This is a genomic window from Stenotrophomonas bentonitica (assembly GCF_002887735.1).
GTDB lineage: Bacteria > Pseudomonadota > Gammaproteobacteria > Xanthomonadales > Xanthomonadaceae > Stenotrophomonas > Stenotrophomonas bentonitica_A.
This window is the reverse complement of sequence record NZ_PKQP01000012.1, coordinates 1-23,357: the sequence shown is the minus strand read 5'-3', so window position 1 is coordinate 23,357 and position 23,357 is coordinate 1. Positions and strand designations below refer to the sequence as shown.

25 protein-coding genes are annotated in these 23,357 nt (G+C 68.4%); 12 read left to right on the top strand and 13 right to left on the bottom strand.

Features of this window, described 5'->3' with window-relative positions:
* Positions 1 to 8 precede the first annotated feature (8 nt).
* The 3 genes from C0R07_RS17485 to C0R07_RS17475 all read right to left on the bottom strand — a co-directional run bounded on the left by C0R07_RS17485 (position 9) and on the right by C0R07_RS17475 (position 1,938).
* Positions 9 to 659, bottom strand: coding sequence for a LemA family protein (locus C0R07_RS17485; RefSeq protein WP_019182437.1), 651 nt, complete (start codon positions 657 to 659; stop codon positions 9 to 11).
* A 94-nt stretch (positions 660 to 753) separates the two neighbouring features.
* Positions 754 to 1,503, bottom strand: coding sequence for a TerC family protein (locus tag C0R07_RS17480; protein WP_046273668.1), 750 nt, complete (start codon positions 1,501 to 1,503; stop codon positions 754 to 756).
* A gap of 54 nt (positions 1,504 to 1,557) precedes the next feature.
* Positions 1,558 to 1,938 (bottom strand): diacylglycerol kinase, encoded by a 381-nt coding sequence (locus C0R07_RS17475; protein WP_070471748.1) that lies wholly within the window; start codon positions 1,936 to 1,938, stop codon positions 1,558 to 1,560.
* A 231-nt stretch (positions 1,939 to 2,169) separates the two neighbouring features.
* Between C0R07_RS17475 and C0R07_RS17470 the strand changes: the two genes are divergently transcribed.
* A complete protein-coding gene (locus tag C0R07_RS17470) occupies positions 2,170 to 2,877 on the top strand; it encodes an SGNH/GDSL hydrolase family protein (RefSeq protein ID WP_102789552.1) in 708 nt (235 codons plus the stop codon).
* 31 nt (positions 2,878 to 2,908) lie between these two features.
* Here the strand turns inward: C0R07_RS17470 and C0R07_RS17465 are convergent, their stop codons facing one another.
* The 3 genes from C0R07_RS17465 to C0R07_RS17455 form a co-directional block, all read right to left on the bottom strand.
* Positions 2,909 to 4,180, bottom strand: coding sequence for a sensor histidine kinase (locus C0R07_RS17465; RefSeq protein WP_102789551.1), 1,272 nt, complete (start codon positions 4,178 to 4,180; stop codon positions 2,909 to 2,911).
* A 166-nt stretch (positions 4,181 to 4,346) separates the two neighbouring features.
* The gene (locus tag C0R07_RS17460; RefSeq protein WP_019182442.1) at positions 4,347 to 5,060 is read right to left on the bottom strand and encodes a response regulator transcription factor; all 714 of its coding nucleotides are present in this window, start codon (positions 5,058 to 5,060) and stop codon (positions 4,347 to 4,349) included.
* Positions 5,061 to 5,137: 77 nt separating this feature from the next.
* Positions 5,138 to 5,788, bottom strand: coding sequence for an arylesterase (locus tag C0R07_RS17455; protein WP_102789550.1), 651 nt, complete (start codon positions 5,786 to 5,788; stop codon positions 5,138 to 5,140).
* Between the two features lie 48 nt (positions 5,789 to 5,836).
* Here C0R07_RS17455 and C0R07_RS17450 point away from each other — a divergent pair, with 48 nt between their 5' ends.
* The 3 genes from C0R07_RS17450 (at position 5,837) to C0R07_RS17440 (ending at position 9,421) form a co-directional block, all read left to right on the top strand.
* Complete coding sequence (locus tag C0R07_RS17450; RefSeq protein WP_399619003.1) at positions 5,837 to 6,511, top strand: ABC transporter ATP-binding protein; 675 nt, start codon at positions 5,837 to 5,839, stop codon at positions 6,509 to 6,511.
* Positions 6,508 to 8,994 (top strand): ABC transporter permease, encoded by a 2,487-nt coding sequence (locus C0R07_RS17445; RefSeq protein ID WP_046273666.1) that lies wholly within the window; start codon positions 6,508 to 6,510, stop codon positions 8,992 to 8,994. Before C0R07_RS17450 ends, C0R07_RS17445 begins: the two co-directional genes overlap by 4 nt.
* 73 nt (positions 8,995 to 9,067) lie before the next feature.
* On the top strand, positions 9,068 to 9,421 hold the full coding sequence (locus C0R07_RS17440; RefSeq protein WP_019182446.1) for a DMT family protein: 354 nt from the start codon (positions 9,068 to 9,070) through the stop codon (positions 9,419 to 9,421).
* Positions 9,422 to 9,513: 92 nt separating this feature from the next.
* On the opposite strand, the gene C0R07_RS17435 is transcribed toward C0R07_RS17440, so the two are convergent.
* The 3 genes from C0R07_RS17435 to C0R07_RS17425 all read right to left on the bottom strand — a co-directional run bounded on the left by C0R07_RS17435 (position 9,514) and on the right by C0R07_RS17425 (position 11,718).
* Positions 9,514 to 10,104: a hypothetical protein gene (locus C0R07_RS17435; protein WP_019182447.1), complete on the bottom strand. Its 591-nt coding sequence runs from the start codon at positions 10,102 to 10,104 to the stop codon at positions 9,514 to 9,516.
* Between the two features lie 172 nt (positions 10,105 to 10,276).
* Positions 10,277 to 10,474, bottom strand: coding sequence for a hemin uptake protein HemP (gene hemP / locus C0R07_RS17430; protein WP_019182448.1), 198 nt, complete (start codon positions 10,472 to 10,474; stop codon positions 10,277 to 10,279).
* Positions 10,475 to 10,749: 275 nt separating this feature from the next.
* On the bottom strand, positions 10,750 to 11,718 hold the full coding sequence (locus tag C0R07_RS17425; protein WP_019182449.1) for a potassium channel beta subunit family protein: 969 nt from the start codon (positions 11,716 to 11,718) through the stop codon (positions 10,750 to 10,752).
* 248 nt (positions 11,719 to 11,966) lie between these two features.
* On the opposite strand from C0R07_RS17425, the gene C0R07_RS17420 reads away from it, so the two are divergent.
* Together C0R07_RS17420 and C0R07_RS17415 are read left to right on the top strand one after the other, a co-directional pair.
* Positions 11,967 to 13,265 carry a NupC/NupG family nucleoside CNT transporter gene (locus C0R07_RS17420; protein WP_019182450.1) on the top strand — a complete coding sequence of 433 codons (1,299 nt, stop codon included), beginning with the start codon at positions 11,967 to 11,969 and terminating at the stop codon, positions 13,263 to 13,265.
* A 26-nt stretch (positions 13,266 to 13,291) separates the two neighbouring features.
* Positions 13,292 to 14,257, top strand: coding sequence for a ribokinase (locus tag C0R07_RS17415; RefSeq protein ID WP_019182451.1), 966 nt, complete (start codon positions 13,292 to 13,294; stop codon positions 14,255 to 14,257).
* 380 nt (positions 14,258 to 14,637) lie between these two features.
* On the opposite strand, the gene C0R07_RS17410 is transcribed toward C0R07_RS17415, so the two are convergent.
* A complete protein-coding gene (locus C0R07_RS17410; protein WP_102789549.1) occupies positions 14,638 to 15,222 on the bottom strand; it encodes a phosphatase PAP2 family protein in 585 nt (194 codons plus the stop codon).
* Between the two features lie 145 nt (positions 15,223 to 15,367).
* On the opposite strand from C0R07_RS17410, the gene C0R07_RS17405 reads away from it, so the two are divergent.
* From C0R07_RS17405 to C0R07_RS17380, 6 genes are all read left to right on the top strand, one after another.
* The gene (locus tag C0R07_RS17405) at positions 15,368 to 16,225 is read left to right on the top strand and encodes a hypothetical protein (RefSeq protein ID WP_102789548.1); all 858 of its coding nucleotides are present in this window, start codon (positions 15,368 to 15,370) and stop codon (positions 16,223 to 16,225) included.
* Between the two features lie 51 nt (positions 16,226 to 16,276).
* Positions 16,277 to 16,855, top strand: coding sequence for a hypothetical protein (locus tag C0R07_RS17400; protein ID WP_102789547.1), 579 nt, complete (start codon positions 16,277 to 16,279; stop codon positions 16,853 to 16,855).
* Positions 16,852 to 18,186 carry a YcaO-like family protein gene (locus tag C0R07_RS17395; RefSeq protein ID WP_102789546.1) on the top strand — a complete coding sequence of 445 codons (1,335 nt, stop codon included), beginning with the start codon at positions 16,852 to 16,854 and terminating at the stop codon, positions 18,184 to 18,186. The genes C0R07_RS17400 and C0R07_RS17395 overlap by 4 nt, the downstream gene beginning before the upstream one ends.
* Positions 18,187 to 18,200: 14 nt before the next feature.
* Complete coding sequence (locus C0R07_RS17390; protein ID WP_102789577.1) at positions 18,201 to 18,947, top strand: SagB/ThcOx family dehydrogenase; 747 nt, start codon at positions 18,201 to 18,203, stop codon at positions 18,945 to 18,947.
* A gap of 204 nt (positions 18,948 to 19,151) precedes the next feature.
* Positions 19,152 to 20,144 (top strand): tRNA dihydrouridine synthase DusB, encoded by a 993-nt coding sequence (dusB, locus tag C0R07_RS17385; RefSeq protein WP_102789576.1) that lies wholly within the window; start codon positions 19,152 to 19,154, stop codon positions 20,142 to 20,144.
* 9 nt (positions 20,145 to 20,153) lie between these two features.
* Positions 20,154 to 20,981 (top strand): methyltransferase domain-containing protein, encoded by an 828-nt coding sequence (locus C0R07_RS17380; RefSeq protein WP_070471740.1) that lies wholly within the window; start codon positions 20,154 to 20,156, stop codon positions 20,979 to 20,981.
* Between the two features lie 13 nt (positions 20,982 to 20,994).
* On the opposite strand, the gene C0R07_RS17375 is transcribed toward C0R07_RS17380, so the two are convergent.
* From C0R07_RS17375 to C0R07_RS17365, 3 genes are read right to left on the bottom strand one after another with little or no spacing between them, the layout of a single operon-like run.
* Positions 20,995 to 21,435, bottom strand: a complete 441-nt coding sequence (locus C0R07_RS17375) for a hypothetical protein (protein ID WP_102789545.1) — start codon at positions 21,433 to 21,435, stop codon at positions 20,995 to 20,997.
* Entirely contained in the window at positions 21,432 to 22,508 is a 1,077-nt protein-coding gene (locus tag C0R07_RS17370; protein ID WP_102789544.1) for a metal-dependent hydrolase, read from the bottom strand. The genes C0R07_RS17375 and C0R07_RS17370 overlap by 4 nt, the downstream gene beginning before the upstream one ends.
* A 48-nt stretch (positions 22,509 to 22,556) precedes the next feature.
* Positions 22,557 to 23,351: a UDP-2,3-diacylglucosamine diphosphatase gene (locus C0R07_RS17365; protein ID WP_102789575.1), complete on the bottom strand. Its 795-nt coding sequence runs from the start codon at positions 23,349 to 23,351 to the stop codon at positions 22,557 to 22,559.
* Between the last annotated feature and the right edge of the window lie 6 nt (positions 23,352 to 23,357).

The following is a 23,357-nucleotide window of genomic DNA, read 5'->3' as shown; positions in this document are numbered from 1 at the left end:
TCACGGGCTCAGTTCGCCGGCTGTGGCTGCTGCTGCGGGGCCTGCGGCTGCGGCGCAGGCGCCGGGGCCGGTTGTTGCGAACCGAACTTGACTGCCGGCGGCTGCGAGATCTGCGCTTCGTTCTCCACCGTGAAGTTCGGCTTGGTCGCATAGCCGAACAGCTTGGCAGTGATCACCTGCGGGAACTGGCGGATGTAGGTGTTGTAGTCCTGCACCATCTGGATATAGCGGCCGCGCGCCACGGTGATCCGGTTCTCGGTGCCTTCCAGCTGCGCCTGCAGATCGCGGAAACCCTGGTCGGACTTCAGGTTCGGGTAATTCTCGGTGACCACCAGCAGGCGTGACAGCGCGCCGCTCAGTTCGCCCTGGGCCTGCTGGAACTGCTTGAGGGAGTCGGCATCGTCGGCGTTGACGTTGACCTGCCCCACGCGTGCACGGGCGTTGGTGACGTCGGTCAGGACCTGGCGTTCCTGGTTGGCATAGCCTTCCACGGTCTGCACCAGGTTGGGGATCAGATCGGCGCGGCGCTTGTACTGGTTGAGCACCTCGGCCCAGCCCGCCTTGACCTGCTCATCCTTCTGCTGGATGGCGTTGTAGCCGCAACCGGACAACAGGGAGGCCAGCACGGCCAGGCACAACAAACGGGAGAACGATCGCATGGCCGGCTCCGGATCTCGATGAACGGGATCCGGAGCATGCCATGTTCCGGGTAAAGCGGATGTGGGTATCGACCAAAGGTCGGCACCTACCCCCTTACCAGTTGCCGGCACCCGGCACGTTGTGGGCCACGGCGCGGCGGCGCATCAGCAGGTTCAGCCATTCCACCAGCACCGAGAAGCCCATCGCGGCATAGATGTAGGGCTTGGGCACGTGCACGCCCAGGCCGTCCAGGATCAGCACCACGCCGATCAGCAGGATGAAGGCCAGGGCCAGCATCTTCACGGTCGGGTTGGCGTCGATGAAGCGGCCCAGCGGGTTGGCGGCCAGCAGCATGACGGCCACCGACAGCAGGATCGCGGCGACCATCACCGGGATGTGGTCGGCGATGCCGACGGCGGTGATCACCGAGTCCAGCGAGAACACGATGTCGATCACGGCGATCTGCGCGATCACCATGCCGAACACGGCCGAGGCCTTGGTGGTGGTCGGGTCTTCGTCTTCGCCGCCGGTGATCAGCTCGCGGATCTCCATGGTGCCCTTGATGATCAGGAACAGGCCACCGAGGATCAGCACCAGATCGCGGATGGAGATGCCCATGCCGGCGATGGTGAACAGGTTGGCTTCCATGTGGGCCAGGTAGGCCAGCGAGACCAGCAGCAGGATGCGGGTGATGCAGGCCACCGCGATGCCGAGTTTGCGCGCGAACGGGCGGCGCGCTTCGGGCAGCTTGCTCACCGCGATCGAGATGAAGACCAGGTTGTCGATGCCCAGCACGATTTCCAGCGCGCTCAGCGTGAACAGGGTCAACCAGACATTGGGGTCGGACAACAACTCAAGGAACATGGACTTCCATCCTTACAGGGGGGATGACGCGCGTAACGCGTCAGAGGTGTTACGTCAGAGGATCTGCGGCAGCAGGATCAGGACCCAGCACACCAGTACGTTCATCATCAGCACGAAGACCGCGGCCGAGCCCATGTCCTTGGCGCGACCGGCGAGCTCGTGGAACTCCGCGCCGTAGCGCTCGATCACCGCCTCGATCGCCGAATTGGCCAGTTCCATGGCCAGCACCAGCAGCACCGAGCCGATCATCAGCGCGCGTTCCACCGGGGTCTGGCCGAGCCAGAGTGCCAGCGGCGCGAGCACGATCAGCAGGTAGACCTCCAGCCGGAACGAGGACTCGTGCAGCCAGGCTGCACGCAACCCCTGCCAGGACCACACCGCGGCCTTGAAGATGCGCTTGGGGCCGCGCGGCAGGTGGCCGATTTCATCGGCCATGGGCAGGCACCCCGGTCGGCAACGCACGCCGGAACGGCAGGAACAGCACACGGCAGACAGTCATGGGCATCGCTGAATGGGGCAGGCAATCCCTCATTTTGCCATAAGCGGGTCGGGGCATTGTCGAAGGCGGCCAACGCCCGTCCGTGGTAAAGCGCGGCCGGGCCGCAACTTCTATGATGAACGTCTACCCGTCCGGGCGCCCCAGGCGCCCCACCACAGGAGTTGTCCATGCTGCACCGTCGTGCCCGCCCCCTTCTGCTCGCTCTTGCCCTGGGGGCCGCCCTGCCCGCGCTGGCGCGCTCCCCCGCCCCTGCCGCACCGCAGGTGCCGACCCAGGTCTCCAACGTGGCGTGGGCCGGCGACATGGCGCAGTTCGCGGCGCAGGACGCGGCCAGCCCACCGCCGCGCGGCGGCATCGAGTTCATCGGCAGCTCCTCGGTACGCATGTGGGAGAGCCTGGCCACCGATTTCCCGGGCCAGCCGGTGTTCAACCGCGGCTTCGGCGGCTCGGAAGTGCGCGACAGCACCTGGTATGCCGACCGCATCGTGATCCCGTATGCGCCGTGCAAGGTGTTCTTCTACGCCGGCGACAACGACCTCAACAGCGGCCGCAGCCCGGCCCAGGTCCGCGATGACGTGGTGGCCTTCGTGCAGCGCGTGCACCGCGACCTGCCCAAGACGACGGTGGAGATCATCTCGATCAAGCCCAGCCCGTCGCGCGCGAACCTGCTACCCGCGGTGGTGGAAGCCAACGGCTTGATCCAGAAGGCCCTGGCCTCGCTGCCCAACACCGGCTACACCGATGTCTACACGCCGATGCTCGGTGTCGATGGCCAGCCACGCGCCGCGCTGTTCCGCGAGGACATGCTGCACATGACCCCGGAAGGCTATGCGATCTGGCGCAAGGCGCTGGCGCCCAAGGTGCAGTGCGACTGAACCAGGCGGGGAGGCGCCGCGCCTCCCCGATTCAACGGTAGTGGATCGTGGCCTGGGTGCCCTGCCCGGGCGCACTGCTCAGGCCGATCTTCCAGCCGAAGCGGTCGCACAGCCGGCGCACGATCGACAGCCCCAGCCCGGTGCCCTGCGGGCGGCTGGGTTCAGCACGGTAGAACGGCTCGAACGCGCGGCTGAGCGCTTCGGGCGACATACCGATGCCGGTATCGCGCACGACCACCCGGTCGTCTTCGACATCGACATCGATCCGGCCTTCGTCGGTGTAACTGCAGGCATTGCGCAGCAGGTTGCTGACCACCACCTGCAGTACCCGCGGCGGGGCGTGCAGCATCACCGGGCCGTGGCTGTGCAGGTGGATCTCGACCGGTCGCCCGGCGATCAGCTCGCGGGCGTTGTCGACCTCGTAGCGGACGATCTCATTGACGTCGAACAGTTCGACCTGCGGCTCGACATCGGCCTCGCGGGCCAGGATCAGGAAGGCATCGATCACCGCTTCCATGTCACGCCCGGCGCGCTGGATGCGCTGCAGGCCACGGCGCAGGCGTGGCGTCATGTCCTGGTCGCCCAGTGCCATGTCGCTGGCCACGCGGATCACGGTGAGCGGGGTGCGCAGCTCGTGGCTGGCATCGCGGGTGAAGTTGCGTTCGCGCGCGACGTGCGCGGTGACCTTGGTCGCCAACGAGTGCAGCGCGGCGGCCAGCTGGCGGGTCTCGCCCTGCATGTCGGCCGGCAGTTTGGCCGGCGCCAGATCGGCCGCCTCCGGGTGCCCGGGATCCCAGCGCGACACGCGCCTGGCCAGCCAGTTGACCGGCGAGACCAGCCGTTTGGAGGCGCGGTAGGTGATCCAGGAGGCGCCATAGACGGCCAGCAGGGTCAGCAGCACCGGCACCACGCCGAACCAGAACGCCAGCATCTCCGCGCGCGAGCGCAGGAACACCAGGTACAGGCGGCCTTCCGGACGCACATCGACCAGCACCAGTTGGTCGTCGTCCTTGAGCTCGTGGAAGCCAGGAGGGAGCGTGCGAAGGTTGGCTGGCAGGCTCAGCGGCGACTGCCCGGTCTCGAGCAGATACCCGCGGATGTTCTGGGTGTTGGGCGGCGGCTGCACCGGCGAGGCCTCGTGCAATTGCCAGTAATAGCTGGCCTCTTCCTGCAGCGCGCTGCTGACCAGGCTGTGCTTGATCACCAACGACACCAGCCATGCGCCCAGCAGGATGCCCAGGCTGGCGAGCACGGCTTGGAGGATGAAGACGATGCGGATCTTGCGCGGCAGACCGTGCGGCATTACGGGGTCCAGGGCGGTTCGCGGCGATTATAGGAAAGCTTGCCGTGATTCCATCGTGCAAACCATGACAACGGCCCGGCAAGCGCCGGGCCGTCATGCTCCAGAGGGTGCCGGAGGGTCGCCGCCCAGCTCACCGGCAGGTGGCCGAGCGGCGATGGATCCCCTGTCAGCTCATCGGCTGGGCGATATCGGCAATGCGGTAACCGGCACTCTGCACCGTGTGCAGCAGCGGGCGGTCGAACGGCTTGTCGATGATCTTGCGCAGGTTGTACAGATGGCTGCGCAGGGTGTCCGAGTCGGGCAGGCCATTGCCCCAGATCTCGCGTTCGATTTCCTGGCGGGTCACCACACGCGGCGATTCGCGCATGAGGATCGTCAGCAGGCGCAGGCCGATCGGCGAGAGCTGCAGTTCGGTCCCGGCACGGGTGGCGCGCATGCTGACCGGATCGAGCACGAGGTCGGCGACCTTGAGCACTTCCGAGCCGACCTGGCGACGCTCGCGGCGGATCAGCGCGCGCAGGCGGGCTTCCAGTTCCTGGATCGCGAACGGCTTGGTCAGGTAGTCATCGGCGCCGAACCCCAGGCCGGTGAGCTTGTCGTCCAGCGTGTCGCGCGCGGTCAGCATCAGCACCGGCGTCGACTTGCGGGCGTCGTTGCGCAGGCGGCGACAGACCTCGATGCCGTCCAGACGCGGCAGCATCAGGTCCAGCACGACCACGTCGTAGCTGTTCTCGGCCGCCAGACGATAACCGTCCAGCCCATCCTGGGCGTAGTCGACTTCAAAGCCGCGCCCTTCCAGGTACTCGCCGATCATCTCGGAAATATTACGGTTGTCTTCGACCACCAGCACCAGGCCGGAGGTCTCCTTTGTCTGACGCATGGGATTCCCTCTTTCTTCAGCTTTGTGAAACATGCCGCATCGCCAGTGGACGCGGCGTGAAGTTCCTCACACACCGATCAAAGCAGGGGTTTGAGCAGCGGCCAGACGTTGTCCAGCACCTGCGGCTGCGCAGCTGCGGTGGGGTGCAGCCCGTCGGCCTGCATCAGGTTGGGCTTCAGCGCCACGCCTTCCAGCAGGAACGGCAGCAGCGGTACGTCGTACTGCCGGGCCAGCTCCGCATAGGTCTTGCGCAGGCGCTGGCGGTAGGCCGGGCCGTAGTTGGGCGGCACGTCGATGCCCAGCAGCAGCACCTTGGCGCCGGCCTTCTGGCTGGCCACGATCATCTTTTCCAGGTTGCCGCGCAGCTGGGCCGGAGTGAGCCCGCGCAGCGCATCGTTTCCACCCAGCTCGATCACCACCACCGAAGGGCGGTGCTTCTCCAGCAGGCCCGGCAGGCGGGTCAGCGCGCCGGCGGTGGTTTCGCCACTGATGCTGGCATTGATGATCGCCGGCGGCGGCTTGATCTGTTGTTTGACCCGCTGCTGAAGCAGGTTTACCCAGCCCGACGCGGCCGGGATATTGTGGGCGGCACTGAGGCTGTCGCCGACCACCAGCACCGCTGCACGGGTGTCCGGACCCTTGGCACAGGCCAGCATCGGCATCAGCAGCAACCATGCCAGCAGCCAGCCCATCGGGGCCGCACGGCCCTTTCCACTTGCTTGGTTCATTGGAGAATCCTCATCGACAGCCTGTCCCCCCGCAGCGCGCCCGTCGCCATCGCCGCCCACAACGTGGGCAAGTCCGCACGTGGCCCGGAGGGTGAAGTCCACATACTGGACAACATTGACATGACCGTCCATGAAGGCGAGAGCGTGGCCATCGTCGGCGCTTCAGGTTCGGGCAAGACCACCCTGCTCGGCCTGCTCGCCGGGCTGGACCTGCCGAGCCACGGCAGCATCGCGCTGGCCGGTGCCGATCTCAACACGCTCGATGAGGAAGCCCGCGCGCAGCTGCGCGCGCGCGAAGTGGGTTTCGTCTTCCAGAGTTTCCATCTGCTGCCGGCCCTGACCGCCGAAGAGAACATCGCGCTGCCGCTGGAGCTGGCCGGCCGCGAGGATGCCGCGCGGGTGCGCGAGGTGCTGGAGCAGGTCGGCCTGGGCCACCGTGCGCGTCACTACCCGCGCCAGCTTTCCGGTGGCGAGCAGCAGCGTGTGGCGCTCGCCCGCGCCTTCGTGGCACGGCCGCGCATCCTGTTCGCCGATGAGCCCACCGGCAGCCTGGACCAGGCCACCGGGCAGCAGATCAGCGACCTGCTGTTCGCGCTCAATGCCACCAGTGATACCACCCTGGTGCTGGTCACCCATGACCTGCGCCTGGCCCAGCGCTGCGAGCGCATCTACCAGCTCGACGGTGGCCGCCTGGCCGATACCGTTGCTGGCGTGGGCGCATGAACGTCGTGCGCCACGCGGCGCGTGCGCTGCGCCGCGAGTTCCTGGCGGGGGATCTGCTGACCGTGTTCGCCGCGCTGGTGCTGGGCGTGGCGGTGATGACCGCGGTGGGCACGCTGGTCAACCGGGTGACGCTGGCACTGACCAGCAGCGCGGCGGAAATGCTTGGCGGTGATCTGGGCCTGAGCGGACGCGAGGATGTGCCGCAGAATTTCGCCGAGGCAGCGCGCGAACGCGGCCTGGCCCATACGCGCATGGTCAGTTTCCCAAGCGTGCTGTTCCATGGCGATGACAGCCAGATGGCCAACATCAAGGCAGTTGCCGACGGCTATCCGCTGCGCGGCGAACTGCGGGTCAGCCGCACCCTGCATGACACCGCCAGCGAGACCGCGGGCACGCCGCCGCCCGGCCAGGCCTATGCCGATCCGCGGCTGATGCAGGCGCTTGGCCTGCAGGTGGGCGATGCCCTGGAATTCGGCGCAGGCACGTTGACCGTGACGCGGGTGCTGCAGGCCGAGCCGGATACCTCCGGTGAGCTGATGCAGCTGTCGCCGCCGCTGCTGGTCAATCGCATGGATGTGGACCGTGCCGGCCTGCTCGGCCCGGGCAGCCGCGCCTCGTACCGGATGATGTTCGCCGGCGAGCCGGCGCAGATCGCCGCCTTCCGCGAGTGGCTGACGCCGCAGGCCAAGGGCTATCGGATCGTCGGCATCGACGATACCCAGCGCGGGGTGCGCGGCGCATTCGATCTGGCCGGCCGTTTCCTGTCGCTGGCCGCGTTGCTGGCGGTGCTGCTGGCGGGGGTCGCCACGGCGCTGGCCGCCAACCGCTTCGCGATGCGGCGCATCGACCAGGTCGCGATCCTGCGCTGCCTGGGCGCGCGCCAGCGCGACATTCTCGCGGCGATGGCCCTGCAGCTGGTCATGCTGGCCGTACCCGCCTGCCTGGTCGGCATCGGCCTGGGCATGGCCGCGCAGGCCGGGCTGGTGCAGGCGCTGGGTGGATTGATTCCGAACCGCCTGCCCCTGCCGCAGGCCACGCCGGCGCTGAGTGGTGCCGGCATCGGCCTGGTGCTGCTGCTCGGCTTCGGCCTGCCGCCGCTGCTGCGCCTGCGCAGCGTGCCGCCGATGCGCGTGCTCAACCGCAGCTTCGCGGCGTTGCCGCCGAGTTCCATGCTGGTCTATGCGGCCGCGCTGGCGGCCACCGTCGCGCTCACGGTGCAGGCCACCGGCGACGTCAAGCTGGCTGCGTGGGTGCTGGGCGGGCTGGCCGCGCTGGCGGCACTGGCCGGTGCGCTCGGTGCGCTGCTGCTGTGGCTGCTGCGTGGCGTGCAACCGCGCCTGCGCGGGCGCTGGAAACTGGGCCTGGCCTCGCTGACGCGGCGGCGCGGCCTGGCGGTGATGCAGCTGGTCGGCCTGTCGCTGTCGCTGTGTTCGCTGCTGCTGCTGTCGGTGATCGGCCCGGGGTTGTTGGCGCAGTGGCGCGACCGCCTGCCGACCGATACGCCGAACTACTTCCTGATGAACATCCAGCCGGAGCAGCGCGATGCGGTGCTCTCGACCCTGGCCGGGCTGGGCGTCGTCTCGCCGGGCATCGAGCCGTTCAGTACCGGTCGCCTGCTGGCGGTCAACGCGCGTCCGCCGCAGCGGCAGGCGCGCGAGGACAACAGCAACGAGGACGACGATGCCAACCGCCCGGTCAACTTCTCGTGGCGGCATGATTTCCCGCCGGCCAACACGCTGCTCGGCGGAACCTTCTGGAAGGCCGGCAGTACCGCGGCGGAAGCCTCGATCGAACAGGGCTGGGCCGAGCGTTACGGGATGAAGCTGGGCGACACGGTCACGCTGCAGATGGGCGATCAGGAGCGCAGCTTCACGGTCACCAGCATCCGCAAGGCGGACTGGGATTCGTTCCGGGTCAATTTCTTCCTGCTGCTCAACGAAGGCGCGGTGGCCGATGCCCCCTACAACCTGATCACCGCTTTCCACCTGCCGCGCGCGCAGGCACCGGCGCTGGCCGGGCTGACCCGGGCGTACCCCAATATTTCGCTGCTGGACATCGACGGTATCCTCGAGCGCGTGCGCGAGGTGATCAACCGGGTGACGCAGGCGGTGCAGCTGGTCATGGGCTTCAGTCTGCTGGCCGGCCTACTGGTGCTGCTGGCGGCATTGCAGGCCACGGCCGGCGAGCGCCGCTATGACAGTGCGGTGCTGCGCACGCTGGGGGCCACGCGCCGCCAGCTGCGGGGCGCGGTGCTGGTCGAGTTCGGGGCGCTGGGCCTGTTGTCGGCGTTGCTCGCGGTGGGCACGGCGGCGCTGCTGGGCAGCGTGGTGGCGCGGCAGGTGTTCGAGTTGACGCTGAGTCCGCCCTGGGGGCCGTTGCTGCTTGGCGGTGGGCTGGGCGTGCTGTTGAGCATGCTGGCCGGCTGGTGGGGCACGCGGCGGATCCTGCATACCCCGCCGGCGCTGGCCCTGCGGGAGGCATGAGCACGCGGCGATGACACGGGCACGGGGCGTGCCTCGGTATGCTGCACGCCCCTGCCCCCCTGAGATCGCCCGGATGCCCGGCACCCCGTTCACTGCCTATCTGTATCCCGTACTGCTGCTGCTGGGCAGCAACATTTTCATGACCTTCGCCTGGTACGGGCATCTGAAGTACAAGAGTGCGCCGTTGATGACGGTGATCCTGGTCAGCTGGGGCATCGCGTTTTTCGAGTACTGCCTGCAGGTACCGGGCAACCGCCTGGGCAGTGCGGTGTATTCGGCGCCGCAGCTGAAGGGCATGCAGGAGGTGATCACCCTGGTGGTGTTCGCGGCCTTCTCGGCGTTCTACCTGGATCAGCCGCTGAAGTGGAACCACTGGGCCGCGTTCGGGCTGATCCTGGTAGCGGCATTCCTGATGTTCAAGGAATGAGGGCGACGCCCGCATTCGGGTCGCCACCGGCTGCGCGTCGGTCACAGCTGCGATGCCGCGGCATCGTCGCCGGGCCGGCCCGTCGTTTCAGATTACAGCTGGATCACCGGCATGCCGTCGGCTGCCCACGCACCGCCGCGGCGAGCGGCGGTGGCGCAGCAGCAGTCGTCGACCCAGAGCTCACCTTCGGCCCCTTCGACGTGCCCGATCCGGCGTGCGGTGGTCGCCCCCAGGGCCGACAACGAGGCCAGGCTGGCGGCGAGTTCGCGGCCTTCGCCGACCTGAAGGCGCAGTGCGCACATGCGCCAGGCGTCGTTGCCCAGGCGCACGGCCAGGCGCCGCCACAGGCGCTCGGCGACGCCGGCGTCGTTGACCGGCTCGGGGCGTGCGGGGAAGGCGGAAACCAGGCGGTCCCAGGCGAGGAAATCGCTGTCCGGCAGCAGGTACAGCCGCCAGCAGCAGCGGCCGCGGGCATCGACGAAGCACAGGCTTTCGCGGATGCCTTCGCTGTCCATGCCCTGGCAGGCGTGGGCAGACACGGCGTGCTTCCAACCGCCGAGTTCACTGCTGTCCGGGCGGTACAGGCACAGCACGGTGCCCAGTGAGGCCAGCTGTGCGGCCGATGGCAGGCCGGCGATGGGATGGCGGCCCGGTGGGCGGCCGACGGAAAGGGCGCGGCTCATGGGATCTACCTGCAATCGGCGGTTGCGGGGGAGACCCTCGACCCACGCCGCGGGCCGGAGCCGACGGCGGGGTGTCGAGGGGGAGAGAGCTGGGATAACGGCCTGCCCAGGGAAGGCACGGATCGCGTAGCCACGCGGTCATCGGTGCCTCCCCGCGGGGGAGGCAGCGCCGTTACTTGGTCAGGATCAACTTGTCGTTGCTGGTATGGCGCAAGCGATAGAAGCGGTCGCCGTGCTGGATCAGGATTTCACGGCGGCCCTTGAGCAGGGCTTCGCTGTCGATCACTTCTTCGGGCGGGACCACGCGGACCGGACGGTCGCGGAGGGTCAGCGTTTCGGGGCGCAGCAGTACAGCAGCTTGAGTGTTCATCGTCTGGACTCGTTGCGAGGGGCGAGTCAAATGATAATGATTCTCAGTTGACAATCAACAACCATTCTCAATTTGATAGATGGCATTAATGATCGAAATTCATCTATCAATAGATTTTGTCAATGGCACAGCGGAGAAGTGTGCCGCTCAACGGGATTGCGGAGCCGGCCAGCGGCCGGCACGAGCTTCCACCGGTCGGGTAGCTCTAAGTCCCTGTCGAACAGGGATCGATAGTGCCGGCCGCTGGCCGGCGCCCCTGCTTCCCAACCGATCGATCAACCAAAGACCGCGTCCACCTGCTGCCAGACGCTTTCATCGAGCTGCTCGAACAGCGCCAGTGCGCCCAGGTTCTCTTCCAGCTGGCTGACCCGGCTCGCGCCGAGGATCACGCTGGACACGTTGGGATTGCGCAGGCACCAGGCGATCGCCAGTTGCGCCGGGGAGACCCCCAGCTGCGCGGCCAGCGCGGTATAGCGGCGGACCCGCTCCAGGCGGTCGCTGCCATCCTCGAGCACCTGCGCCTTCAACCAGCCCAGCTGTTCCTGGCCCAGCCGCGACTGCGGGTCGACGCCGGCGTTGTACTTGCCAGTGAGCAGGCCCGAGGCCAGCGGCGACCAGATCGTGGTGCCCAGCCCCGCCTCGGCATACAGCGGCGCGTACTCGCGCTCGACCCGCTCGCGGTGCAGCAGGTTGTACTGCGGCTGCTCCATCGACGGGGCATGCAGATGGCGTGCACGGGCGATATCGACCGCTTCCTGGATCTGCGCGGCCGACCATTCCGACGTGCCCCAATACAGCACCTTGCCCTGGCGGATCAGGGTATCCATGGCCTGTACGGTCTCGGCGATCGGGGTGTCCGGATCCGGACGATGGCAGTAGTACAGGTCCAGATAGTCCACCCGCAGGCGCTTGAGCGCGGCGTGGCAGGCGTCGGTGACGTGTTTGCGCGACAGGCCCTGCTGGGTCGGGCGCGGGTCGTCGACCGCCCCGAAGAACACCTTGCTGGAGACACAGAAGCCATCACGGGGCAGGCGCAGGTCGGCGATCACATCTCCCATCACCTGCTCGGCGCGGCCGCGGGCATAGCCCTCGGCGTTGTCGAAGAAGTTGACCCCGGCATCCCAGGCGGTGGCGATCAGCTTGCGGGCCTCATCGCGGCCGATCTGGTCGCCGAAGGTCACCCAGGCCCCGAAGGACAGGGCCGAAAGCTTCAGGCCGGTGGAGCCAAGACGGCGATAGAGCATGTGATTCTCCTGCTGCGGGCCCGCAACCGGGCCGGATCGATGCCGGTAAGTGTAGAGGGTGGCGCGCAGCGCGCGCAGGCCGGCCGCGGCGATCTCACGGCCCGTGACACACCACGCGCCAAGCCAGCCATGCCTTGTCGATACAGGCCCGATCACGACCGATCGGCTCGCAGACGCTGCTTTTCCTTGCCCCGCCCTTGCCGCTGCTCTAGGCTTCCCGTTTTTCGCGGCGCCCCAAGGGAAGTCTCATGGTCGAAGGTTTGGGCAGGATTGGCTTCGGCCTGTTCGGGTTGGCAGTGCTGATCGGCATTGCCTGGTTGTTCTCGAACAACAAGCGGGCCGTCGACTGGCGCCTGGTAGTCACCGGTATCGCACTGCAGATCGCCTTCGCGGCGGTGGTGCTGCTGGTGCCGGGTGGCCGTGATGTGTTCGATGCGCTGGGCAAGGGCTTCGTCAAGATCCTGAGCTTCGTCAACGAGGGCTCGGGCTTCATCTTCGGCAGCCTGATGAACACCGAGCAGTTCGGTTTCATCTTCGCCTTCCAGGTGTTGCCGACCATCATCTTCTTCTCGGCGCTGATGGGGGTCATGTACCACCTCAACGTGATGCAGACGATCGTGCGTGCGATGGCCTGGGCGATCACCAAGATCATGCGCGTGTCCGGTGCGGAAACCACCAGCGTCTGCGCCAGCGTCTTCATCGGCCAGACCGAAGCACCGCTGACGGTGCGCCCGTACATCGCCAAGATGACCCAGTCCGAGCTGATCACGATGATGATCGGCGGCATGGCGCACATCGCCGGCGGCGTGCTGGCCGCCTACGTGGGCATGCTCGGCGGCAGCGATCCGGCCCAGCAGGCCTTCTACGCCAAGCATCTGCTGGCGGCGAGCATCATGGCCGCCCCGGCGACCCTGGTGGTGGCCAAGCTGCTGGTGCCCGAAACCGGCACCCCGCTGACCCGCGGCACGGTCAAGATGGAAGTGGAGAAGACCTCCAGCAACATCATCGACGCCGCCGCGGCCGGTGCCGGCGACGGCCTGAAGCTGGCGCTGAACATCGGTGCGATGCTGCTGGCCTTCATCGCGCTGATCGCGCTGCTGAACGCCCCGCTGACCTGGCTGGGTGACGTGACCGGCCTGGCCGCGATCATCGGCCGCCCGACCGACCTGTCCACCCTGTTCGGCTACCTGCTGGCCCCGATCGCCTGGGTGATCGGTACCCCGTGGGCCGATGCCACCACGGTCGGCTCGCTGATCGGCCAGAAGGTCGTGATCAACGAGTTCGTGGCGTACTCGGAGCTGTCCAAGATCGTCAACGGCCAGGTGCCGGGCATGGTGCTCTCCGACGAGGGCCGCCTGATCGCCACCTACGCGCTGTGCGGTTTTGCCAACTTCAGCTCCATCGCGATCCAGATCGGTGGTATTGGTGGTCTGGCACCGGAGCGCCGCCACGATCTGGCCAAGTTCGGCCTGCGTGCGGTGCTGGGCGGTACCATTGCCACCTTCATGACGGCGACCATCGCCGGCGTGCTGACGCATTTCAGCTGATATCCGTTCCCTGAGAAACAGTCTTTATGAGTAGCAGTGTCGTCGTAATCGGTTCCTTCAATGTGGATCATGTCTGGCGTTGTGAGTCGCTCCCGGCCCCGGGTGCGACCATTGCCGGCCGCTACAGCACCGGTCCCGGCGGCAAGGGCTTCAACCAGGCCGTGGCCGCCCGCCGTGCCGGCGCGCCGACCACGTTCCTGTGCGCGCTGGGCGATGACGCCGGCGGTGCGATGGCCCGCGGGCTGGCCGAGCAGGACGGTTTCGCGCTGACCGCCGAGGCCAGCAGCGAGCCGACCGGCACCGGCGGCATCTATGTCGACAGCCGCGGCCGCAACACCATCGTGATCGGCCCGGGCGCCAACGCCGCGTTGAGCCTGGGTTTCGTTGACCAGCAGCGTGCGCTGCTGGCCGGTGCCAAGGTGGTGCTGGCGCAGCTGGAATCGCCGGTGGAAACGATCGAGGCGGCCCTGGCCATCGCACGCGAGGCCGGTGCCACCACCGTGCTCAACGTCGCGCCTGCCGATGCGCCGTCCAGCATCGGCCTGCTCAAGCTGGCCGATGTGCTGACCCCGAACGAGACCGAGTTCGCCGCCCTGCTCGGCCGTCATGTCGGCGAGCGCGTGGATGCCAACGATGTCGCCGCGCTGGATGGCGCCAGCCTGCATGCGCTGTGCCGCAAGCTGGTCGGCAACGGCACCGTGGTGGTGACGCTGGGTTCGGTGGGTGTGTTCGTGTCGCACGCCGAAGAGAACCTGCGTGGCGATACCCAGCCGTACTACCGCGTGGGCGCCGAGCAGGTGCAGGTGCTGGACACCACCGGTGCCGGCGATGCGTTCAACGGTGCGCTGGTGGCCTCGATCGCGCAGGACCCGGAGGCGGCCTTCGCCCGTCACGTGCGGTTCGCCAACCAGTTCGCCGGTCGTTCGACCGAGAAGGAAGGCGCCGCTGCGGCGATGCCGCACTTCACCCCGGGTGATGCCGAGAACAAGTAAGCGTCACCGGTGTGGATATCGGAAGGCCAGCGTTCGCGCTGGCCTTTTTTGTTCTGCTCCATCTGGGTGAAATCAAGAAGCGTCCTCTGAGCCTTTCCGGGCGAGGCGTCGAGTAGGTCGAGCGCTGGGGCGCGATGCCCTTGCCGGCGAATGTCCCCCGGCGTCGGCCTGCGGCCGCCCCCTCCTCCTTTATTTCGCCCACAAGGGCATCGCGCCCCACGTGTCCAGACCACTGGCGCTGCATGGAAAGCACGGCTTCTCTTCTGCCTACCGCGAGCCGGAGCGCCGTAGCGGCCGGTAGGCCCCTGGGCAAAATCAAGGAGGAGGTCGTCGCTGTGAGGCGGCGGCCGGGGGACATTTGCCGAGGGGCCTACCGGTCGCTACGGGGCCCTTGAGCTCGCGGTGATCCACAGCGCCAGCGCGCCCACCACGAGGCCGGCAAGCACGTCCAGCAGATCGTGCTGCCAGGTGGTGAGCGTCGAGAGCAGAATCAGCCCACAGGCGCCGTGCCACAGCCAGCGCAGTGCCGTCGCATCGGCCTGCAGCCACTGCCGCCATGCCTGCCAGACCACCACCAATACCGCGGCGTGCAGCGACGGCGCCATGTTGAACGGCGCCTCGAACGCGCGCAGCTGTGCGAACAACAGCCCGCTCACGCCATCCGGCTGGGGCAAAACACGCACGTTGCCGGTCGGCCAACACACGAAGGCGAGCATGCAGGCGGCCTGCACCAGCGCGATGGCCATCGCATGACGGCGCAGCGCCGATCGGGTCGGACAGAGGAAGAACGTCAGCGGGTACAGCAGGTTCAGCGCCAGGTACGGCCAGATCGTCCATGGCCAGAAGGGGATCGCCTCGTCCCAGCGACCGTGCAGGCTGTAGGTATGGACCTGGCTGGCGGCCCATTGATTGGTCCAGCTGTAGCCATGGATGAACATCGCGCCGAGCAGCAGCATCCACAGCATGGCCTCGCGCCAGGGCGGATGCGGGAGCGGAGTGTTGGCATGAGGTGGGGTGGGCACGCGCGCACCGTAGCAGAACGTGGCAAGCGTGTTTGCCGCTATCCTTGCGCTTTCGCGGATACCGGGACTGTACGCAGTGGCAGTGGCAGTGGCAGCAGCAGGCCGTCAGCAACACGCACGTACGCACGCGGACACACCGCGCTGGACGCGCAATCCGGCCTGGGCCCTGTTTTCGCAGACCCATGCGCAGCGCCCGCTGCTGCTGGTGTCCGGTGGCGCCGACGAATTGTATGTGGTCGACGAGGCCGATACCCCGACGGTCATCGAACGCATCCTCGGCCATTGGCAGGACGACACACTGACGCTTCTGCAGGACGATGCCGACTGTGGCCCGGCGGTCCGCCAGTTGATGCGCCTCGGCGTACTGGTGCCGTCGCAGGCGGCGCGCCCTGTGCGCCGCTATGCACTGGATTGGCTCGGGGAACCGCTGCCTGGGCTGGCCGAAGCCTTCGACCAGCATGCTGGTGCGGACCTGCAGCGCGTCGATGCCGCCGCCGATGCCGATCTCCTCGTGCTGGTCCGCCACGGGCTCGGCTGGGAACAGGCCTTGGCCCGCTACGTGTCACATATGCCGGTACAGCCGCATCTGCTGCTGGACCTCAGCTATCACCACACCCTCGCGCTTGGACCCTATGTGGCGCCCGGCCAGACTGCCTGTGTGTATTGCCTGGGCAACCGCGTACTGCGCCGCTGGGGCGAAGCGGTGGTGCCGGCGCTGCCGGAAGTCGCAGCGCAACCGGCACGGATCGCGGCGCTGGTCGCGCCGTTGCTGGATCAGCCGCACCTGTTGCTGGGCTATCTCGAACGCAGCGTCTGGCTCGACCTGCATCGCCTGCATGGGGAACGCGACCGGGTGCTGCGGCTGCCGTGGTGCCCCGCCTGCCAGGGCGGTGAGATGTCGATGCCTGCACCGCTGCCGCTGCCTTGGGACACCGGGCGCCCGTGATAATGTGGGGCGTGCGCCGGGCGTTTCCGCCTCGGTCAACGGAGTGACCCCATGTATCGCCTGCCGACCCAGTTCGATGCCAGTGCCTCGCGCCAGGACCTTGCCGCGGCAGGTGGCGGCTCGACATCGACTACCTGCAGTTCCTGCGTCGTCACCCTGCTCGGCACCTCGGTACTGTCGGCAGTGGTGCTGGGCAAGCTGGAACCCGTCGCGCCCGCCGCCATCAGCAGCGCCGCAGACATCCCCCCCGTCACCGTCGATACCCCCACCGAGCGCCACGGCCAGCCACCTGCGTTGCCGCAGGAACCGCCCAGTGCCGTCACTCCCGATCACCCGGCGGCACCGGCACCGGTGATGCCGGCAACCGGCCTGAGCCGCACCAGCCGGATACTGCTGGGGCTGTTCGCCTTGCCGCTGGCCGCGATCGGCGGCGGCATTTTCATCAGCACCTCCAACCCGATATTCGGGCTGTTCGTCGCCGTCGGGCTGTATCTCGGCATTTATGCCTTGGTCTATGAGCGCGCGGGGCGCTCGCTCGGGCGCGGCATCGGTATCGCCATCGGGCTGCTGCTGGGCCTGTTCGCCGTCGGCGCGCTCGAGATGATGCTCTGGCTGAGCGTGTTGAAATGAGCCGCGCCGCCGTGCAGGCGGCGCTGGAAACGCCCACGCTGTCGTCGCACCTGCTGCATGGCGCGGCGCGTCCGCGCTGCGGTCTGGTGCGCCCGGCCCAACCGATCGAGGCCAACCCCTGCGATGCCACCGGGCCCTTGTTCGAGGGACGGCGCGTACACAATGCCGCCACCCCGGCCGATCCGGCCAATCCCTGGCAGGGCGTCTCTGGCGCGGTCGCGCTGGAGGCCGATGCGGCCGCCGATGGCGCGGTTGCCGAGGCGCTGGAGCGACTGGCGGCGGCGCAGGCGGGCCTGGAGGTGCGTCGCCGCGATGCGCTGACGCCCGCACAACGCCTGGACGAATCGGCCTTCGCGCTGTTCTCGGCCCGACAACGCGCAACGCCGGGTTTTCCATGGCCGATGCCCGAACGCGACGACGATCTGTTCGCCGCGGTGCATGCACTGGATGACAACCGGGTGGCCTGGGTGCCGCAGGAACTGGTCGGACTGGGGCCGCGCAGCGGCCAGGCGCGATTGCCGTCGACGTCCAGTGGTCTGGCGGCCTGGCGGGATGGCCGCGATGGGGCCTGGCTGGCGCTGCTGCGCGCGGCCCAGGAGCTGCTGGAGCGCGATGCGCTGGCGGTGACCTGGCTCAATGGCGTGGCCGGCCGGCGGATCGCCCTGCCGACCCAATGGCAGGCATTCGCGGACGCGCGCGGGGGCGAACTGCAGGCGTTCGACCTGACCCAGCACTGGAACCCGCACCCGGTGATCGCGGTCGCCGGCGGCATTCCGTTCGAAGGCCGCCCCCGCTACGTCCTCGGCATCGCCTGCCGCGCCGATCCGGGCGAGGCGCTGCACAAGGCGCTGCTGGAATGGCAGCAGGCACTGACCTTCGCCGCGCATCTGTGTGGCCGCGAAAGCGCCCGGCTGCCGCGCGATCCCGCCGCCCTGCGCAGCTTCGACGAACATGCCGCCTTCTACACCCTGCGCCCGGCGCTGTGGCCGCAGCTGCCGCTGCTGCGGGCGGCGGAGGACAGCACCTTGACGCTGCCCCCGCCGGGCGCCGCGGTCCTCCCCGCCGCGCCGCGCGCGATTGCCGAGCTGGACATGCTGCGGCGTCGGCTCGGCCGTGCCGGCATCGCGCTGTACTACCGCGAGTTGACCACCACCGATGTGGCCGCGGCCGGCCTGCGGGTGATGCGCGTGCTGTCGCCGCAGCTCAGTGGCCTGCATGCCGACGAGCGTGCACCGTTCCTTGGTGGCCGCTGCCAGGACGTGGCGTGGCGGTATCCCGGCGTGCCGCACGGCGGCGCGTTTCCCAATCCCTTCCCGCATCCATTGGGCTGATGCACGAGGACCGCATGCCGTCACCGCCCTCCCCCTGGCACGATGCCCCGCTGTTCCATCTGTTCTGGCACAACGGCGAGCTCAATCCCGCGCGCGCCGAGGTGATGCGCACGCGTATCGCCGAAGATGCCGCACGCCCCGGGTCGCCACCCCGCCCGGTGCATGCGGCCGCCGGCATCGCCCTGCCGGACCCGGTACAGCCGGGTGACGCCCTGGCGCAGCGCCACAGTGGCCGCCGCTTCGGTGACGCACGCTGGGGCGCGCAGGAACTGGGGCGCGTGCTGGCCCCGCTGCGGGCCCGGCCCGGCGACAGTGACACGCGGCGCCTGCCGTCCGGCGGTGCCAAATACCCGATCCAGGCGTATGCCGCGCTGTACGGCACCGATGACGCGATCGCCGCAGAGCCGGGCATCCATTGGTACGACCCGATCGGGCATGCACTGGTGCCGGTGGGGCCCTGCCCCGCATGGCCGGCGCTGTCCAGGCTGCTCGGCGTGGATTGGCCCGAGCGCCCGGCGGCCGTGCTGTTCCTGATCGCCGAACCGGCCGGCACGCTGGCCAAGTACGGCGAGCGCGGTGGCCGCTTCGTATTGATCGAGGCCGGGGTCTGGCTGGGCGCACTGGGGGAGCAAGTGGCGGCGATGAACGCCGCCGGCTGCGCGATCGGCGCGTTCGAGGACGCCGCCGTGCTGGCCCTGCTCGGGCTCGACCCGCAGCGGCATCTGGCGGTGCTGGCCTATGCGTGTGGTCCGGCGCCCTGAGCGCAACCGTTGGTCGGCACCTATTCGCGCGTAACCGGTAACCGGTAACCGGTAACCCGCCAGCATCAGCCGCCGCTGGGGGCGGCGGAAGCAATCGTCAAGCATATGCTCATGACCGGAGCGCATCAGGCCCTTCCGGATCGGCCTGAACAGGTACCGGTCCCTGCGTGGTTGCCGGCCAGCGGCCGGCACTACAATGCGCACATGCAGATTGGCCCCTACAACATCCAGCCCAACGTGGTGCTGGCGCCGATGGCCGGTGTCACCGACAAGCCCTTCCGCCTGCTGTGCAAACAGCTGGGTGCGGGCTTGGCTGCCTCGGAGATGACCATCTCCGATCCGCGCTTCTGGAACACCCGCAAATCGCTCCACCGCATGGACCATGCCGGCGAGCCGGACCCGATCAGCGTGCAGATCGCCGGGACCGAGCCGCAGCAGCTGGCCGAGGCGGCGCGCTACAACGTGGACCACGGTGCGCAGATCATCGACATCAACATGGGCTGCCCGGCCAAGAAGGTGTGCAACGCCTGGGCCGGTTCGGCGCTGATGCGCGATGAGGATCTGGTCGCGCGCATCCTGACCGCAGTGGTCAACGCGGTGGACGTGCCGGTCACCCTGAAAATCCGCACCGGCTGGGATTGCGACCATCGCAATGGCCCGCTGATCGCGCGCATCGCCGAAGACAGCGGCATCGCCGCGCTGGCCGTGCACGGGCGTACCCGCGACCAGCACTACACCGGCACCGCCGAGTACGAGACCATCGCCGCGATCAAGGCCGCGCTGCGCATTCCGGTGATCGCCAACGGCGACATCGATTCACCGCAGAAGGCCGCGCAGGTGCTCAAGCAGACCGGCGTGGACGCGGTGATGATCGGTCGCGCCGCCCAGGGCCGCCCGTGGATCTTCCGCGAGGTGGCGCATTACCTGGCCACCGGCGCGCTGCTGGCGCCGCCGTCGGTCGCCGAGGTACGCGACCTGCTGCTGGGCCACCTGCATGCGCTGCATGATTTCTATGGCGAGCAGCAGGGCGTGCGCATCGCGCGCAAGCACCTGGGCTGGTACGCCAAGGACCGGCCGGAAAACGCCGCCTTCCGTGCGGTGGTCAACCGCGCCGAGGATGCCGCCAGCCAGGTCGCCCTGACCACCGACTATTTCGACGCCCTCGCCGCCGGCGAGTCGTTGTCGTCCGCTGCCTGAGCCTTCGCCATGACCCCGCCCATCACTGCACCGACCTATCTCCACGGCTTCTCCGATACCGAGCAGCACCGCCTGGTCACCCAGTCGCGCCTGTTCGAATCGAGCATCTTCAGCGGCATCGATTACGGCGGCGCCACGCGCCTGCTGGAAGTCGGCAGCGGCGTCGGGGCACAGACGGACATCCTGCTGCGGCGGTTCCCGGAACTGCATGTCACCGGCGTGGACCTGAGCGAAGCGCAGCTGGCCACTGCCGCCACCAACCTGGCCAAGACCCCATGGTGCCGCGAGCGCTACACCCTGCTGCAGGCCGACGCCGGCAATCTGCCGTTCGGTGCGCGCGAGTTCGATTCGGCCTTCCTGTGCTGGGTGCTGGAGCATGTGCCTTCGCCGGCGCGGGTGCTCAACGAAGTGCGCCGCGTGCTGGTCCCGGGTTCGCCGGTGTATGTCACCGAAGTGATGAACGCCTCGTTCCTGCTCGATCCTTACTCGCCGCACATCTGGCGCTACTGGATGGCGTTCAACGATTTCCAGTACGACCACGGCGGCGATCCGTTCGTCGGTGCCAAGCTCGGCAACCTGCTGCTGGCCGGCGGCTTCCGCGACGTGCACACCGAGATCAAGACCATCCACCTGGACAACCGCGAGCCGGCGCGTCGCAAGACGATGATCGCGTTCTGGGAGCAGCTGCTGTTGTCGGCGGCCGATCCGCTGCTGGAAGCCGGCCTGGTCGACCAGGAGACGGTGGACGGGATGCGCCGCGAGTTCAGCCTGGTCCAGAACGACCCCAACGCGGTGTTCTTCTTCTCCTTCGTGCAGGCGCGCGCGACGGTGTACTGACCGGGGGGCGGCGCTAGCGCGTCGCCCAGGCGATCACGGTCACCACCACCGCTGCGGCCAGCAGCAACCACAGGCCCAGTCCGCCCCGATCACCCGGGGCGACCGTCGCACTGCCGGCGGTGAGGCGGGCACCTTCGCGCGGACGCGCGGTGGGCGTGTGGCCTACTTCCAGAGTGCCGGTGGCCGGCCGCTGGTTACGCTCGGTGAGCTTGTTCTGCATGCGCCGCGCCCGCTCCGGGTCGACCTTGTGCAGTTCCTCCAGCAGCACCTGCTGCTGACGCGCGCGGTCCGGCTGTGCCCTGGCCTTGTGCAGGATCTCGCGCAACGGCACCGCCGGCTGCTCGGCGGAGCGGCCCGGGGTCACATCCAGCAACAGCGCGCGGTACTCCGGCGGTACATCGGCCAGCCGGGTGTAGCGCGTGCCATTGATCTCCATTTCAAACCGTTCGGTCACGGTGCCTCCGTCCAACCTGCCTTGGGTGCGATCACCTCGGTGCTCGCCGGTGCATGCCAGATGCGTTGCCACATCGCCGAGAACCGGCGCTTCACCATCGCCCTGCCCTGCTCCCCTTCATACGCCGGGCGCAGCTGCCGCGGCGTGATCGCGGCCCAGCCCCCGCCCTCGGCCCGGGCCACCGCGAAGGTGAAGGTGTAGTCCGGTTCCAGGCCCATGCGCAGATCGCTCAGCCGCAGCTCGCCATCGACCACCTGCGCGCGCATGAAGCCGCGGTTGAACCAGTTCAGGCGCTGCACGGCCGGCAGCATGGCCGCCTGGCGCAGGGCCTGCACGTTGGAGGGATGGCCTTCAAAGGTCATCGGGCCGCGGTCGGCGATCAGCGAGCGCTCGCCAATCACATACCCGTTGGGCGTCATCGCGACGACCTGCCAGAGCAGCGTGTTGAACGGCATCGCCACCGAGAAGCGCGGCGCATCGCCCAGCCCCATCGCGGCCAGGGCGCGGTCGGCCTCGCGGTCGACACTGTGCTTGGCCAGCAGCGACCAGACCAGGTAGCCACTGCTGAGCACCAAGCCGGCCACCAGCGCCTTCTGCGCCAACGGCCGCGCCCGCGCGAACCACGCCACTGCACAGGCGAGCAGCAGCCACACGGTGTAAAGCGGGTCGATGATGAAAACGCTGGCCCACATCGTCGGGTGCGGGGTGAACGGCCACCACAGCTGGGTACCGTAGACGGTGAAGGCATCCAGCAGCGGATGGGTGATCAGCGCCAGCGCGATCGCCCAGAACCAGCGGCCCGGCGCCTGCGCCACCCGGCCGTGACCAAAGCGTTTGAACAGCCACCAGATCAGCGCGGCCACCCACGGCAGCACCAGCAGCGAGTGGCTGTAGCTGCGGTGCTCGACCATCAGCGCCACCGGATCGGCGGCGGTGAACGCCAGCAGCAGCGCGTCCAGGTCCGGCAGGGTGCCGAGCGCGGCACCGGCCAACAGGGCGGCGCGGCGATGGCCGGCCGGTGCGATGGCGGCGGCGACCGCGCCGCCGAGTACGATCTGGGTGAGGGAGTCCATCGGCCGATGCTAGCAGCCGGGCCTGGCGCTGCGTTGATGCCATTCTGCTCAGGCCGCTCTGGCCAGTGCAGCGTTGCCGGGCAGTGCCGCCAGGGTCTGCCCGGTGTGATCGAGCAGCCGCAGGCTGCCATCCGGCTCCTCGGCCAGCGCAGTCAGGCTCTCGACCCAGTCGCCGTCGTTGGCATAGATCAGCCCGTCGCGCTCCACCAGTGCGGCGCGGTGGATGTGCCCGCAGACGATCCCGTCCAGCCCACGCCGACGCACATCCTCGAGCCCGGCCTGGACGAAGCGTTCGATGTAGCGTTCGGCCGCGCCGCTGCGCTTCTTGAGGAATTCAGAGAGAGACCAGTAGCGCTGACCCAGCCGCCGTCGGACCGCGTTGAGCAGGTGATTGCCGGTCAGGATGCGGTAGTACAGCCAGTCACCGAAGCGCTCCTGCAGGCCACCGAAATGAGTGATGCCGTCGTAGTCGTCATCATGCACGACCAGCAGCCGCCGTCCGTCGGCGGTCACGTGGATCGCCCGCCGGCGTACCTGCATGGCCGGCAGCATCAGCCCGCAGACCTTGCGCAGCGAAGCATCGTGGTTGCCCGGGATATAGATGATCCGGGTGCCGGCCCGCTGCAGCGCGTGCAGGGCCTGGATCACCTCGCTGTGCGCCGGCCGCCAACTGGTCCGGCGGTGCGCCATCCACCACAGGTCGATGATGTCGCCCACCAGATACAGGCGCTCGCAGCGCAGCCCGGCCAGGAACCTGGCCAGTTCGGCGGCGTGGCAGTGGCGTGAGCCAAGGTGGACGTCGGAAAGGAAGACGGCCCGCCGATGGGGCGCCAGGGTCGTCACGGGCCG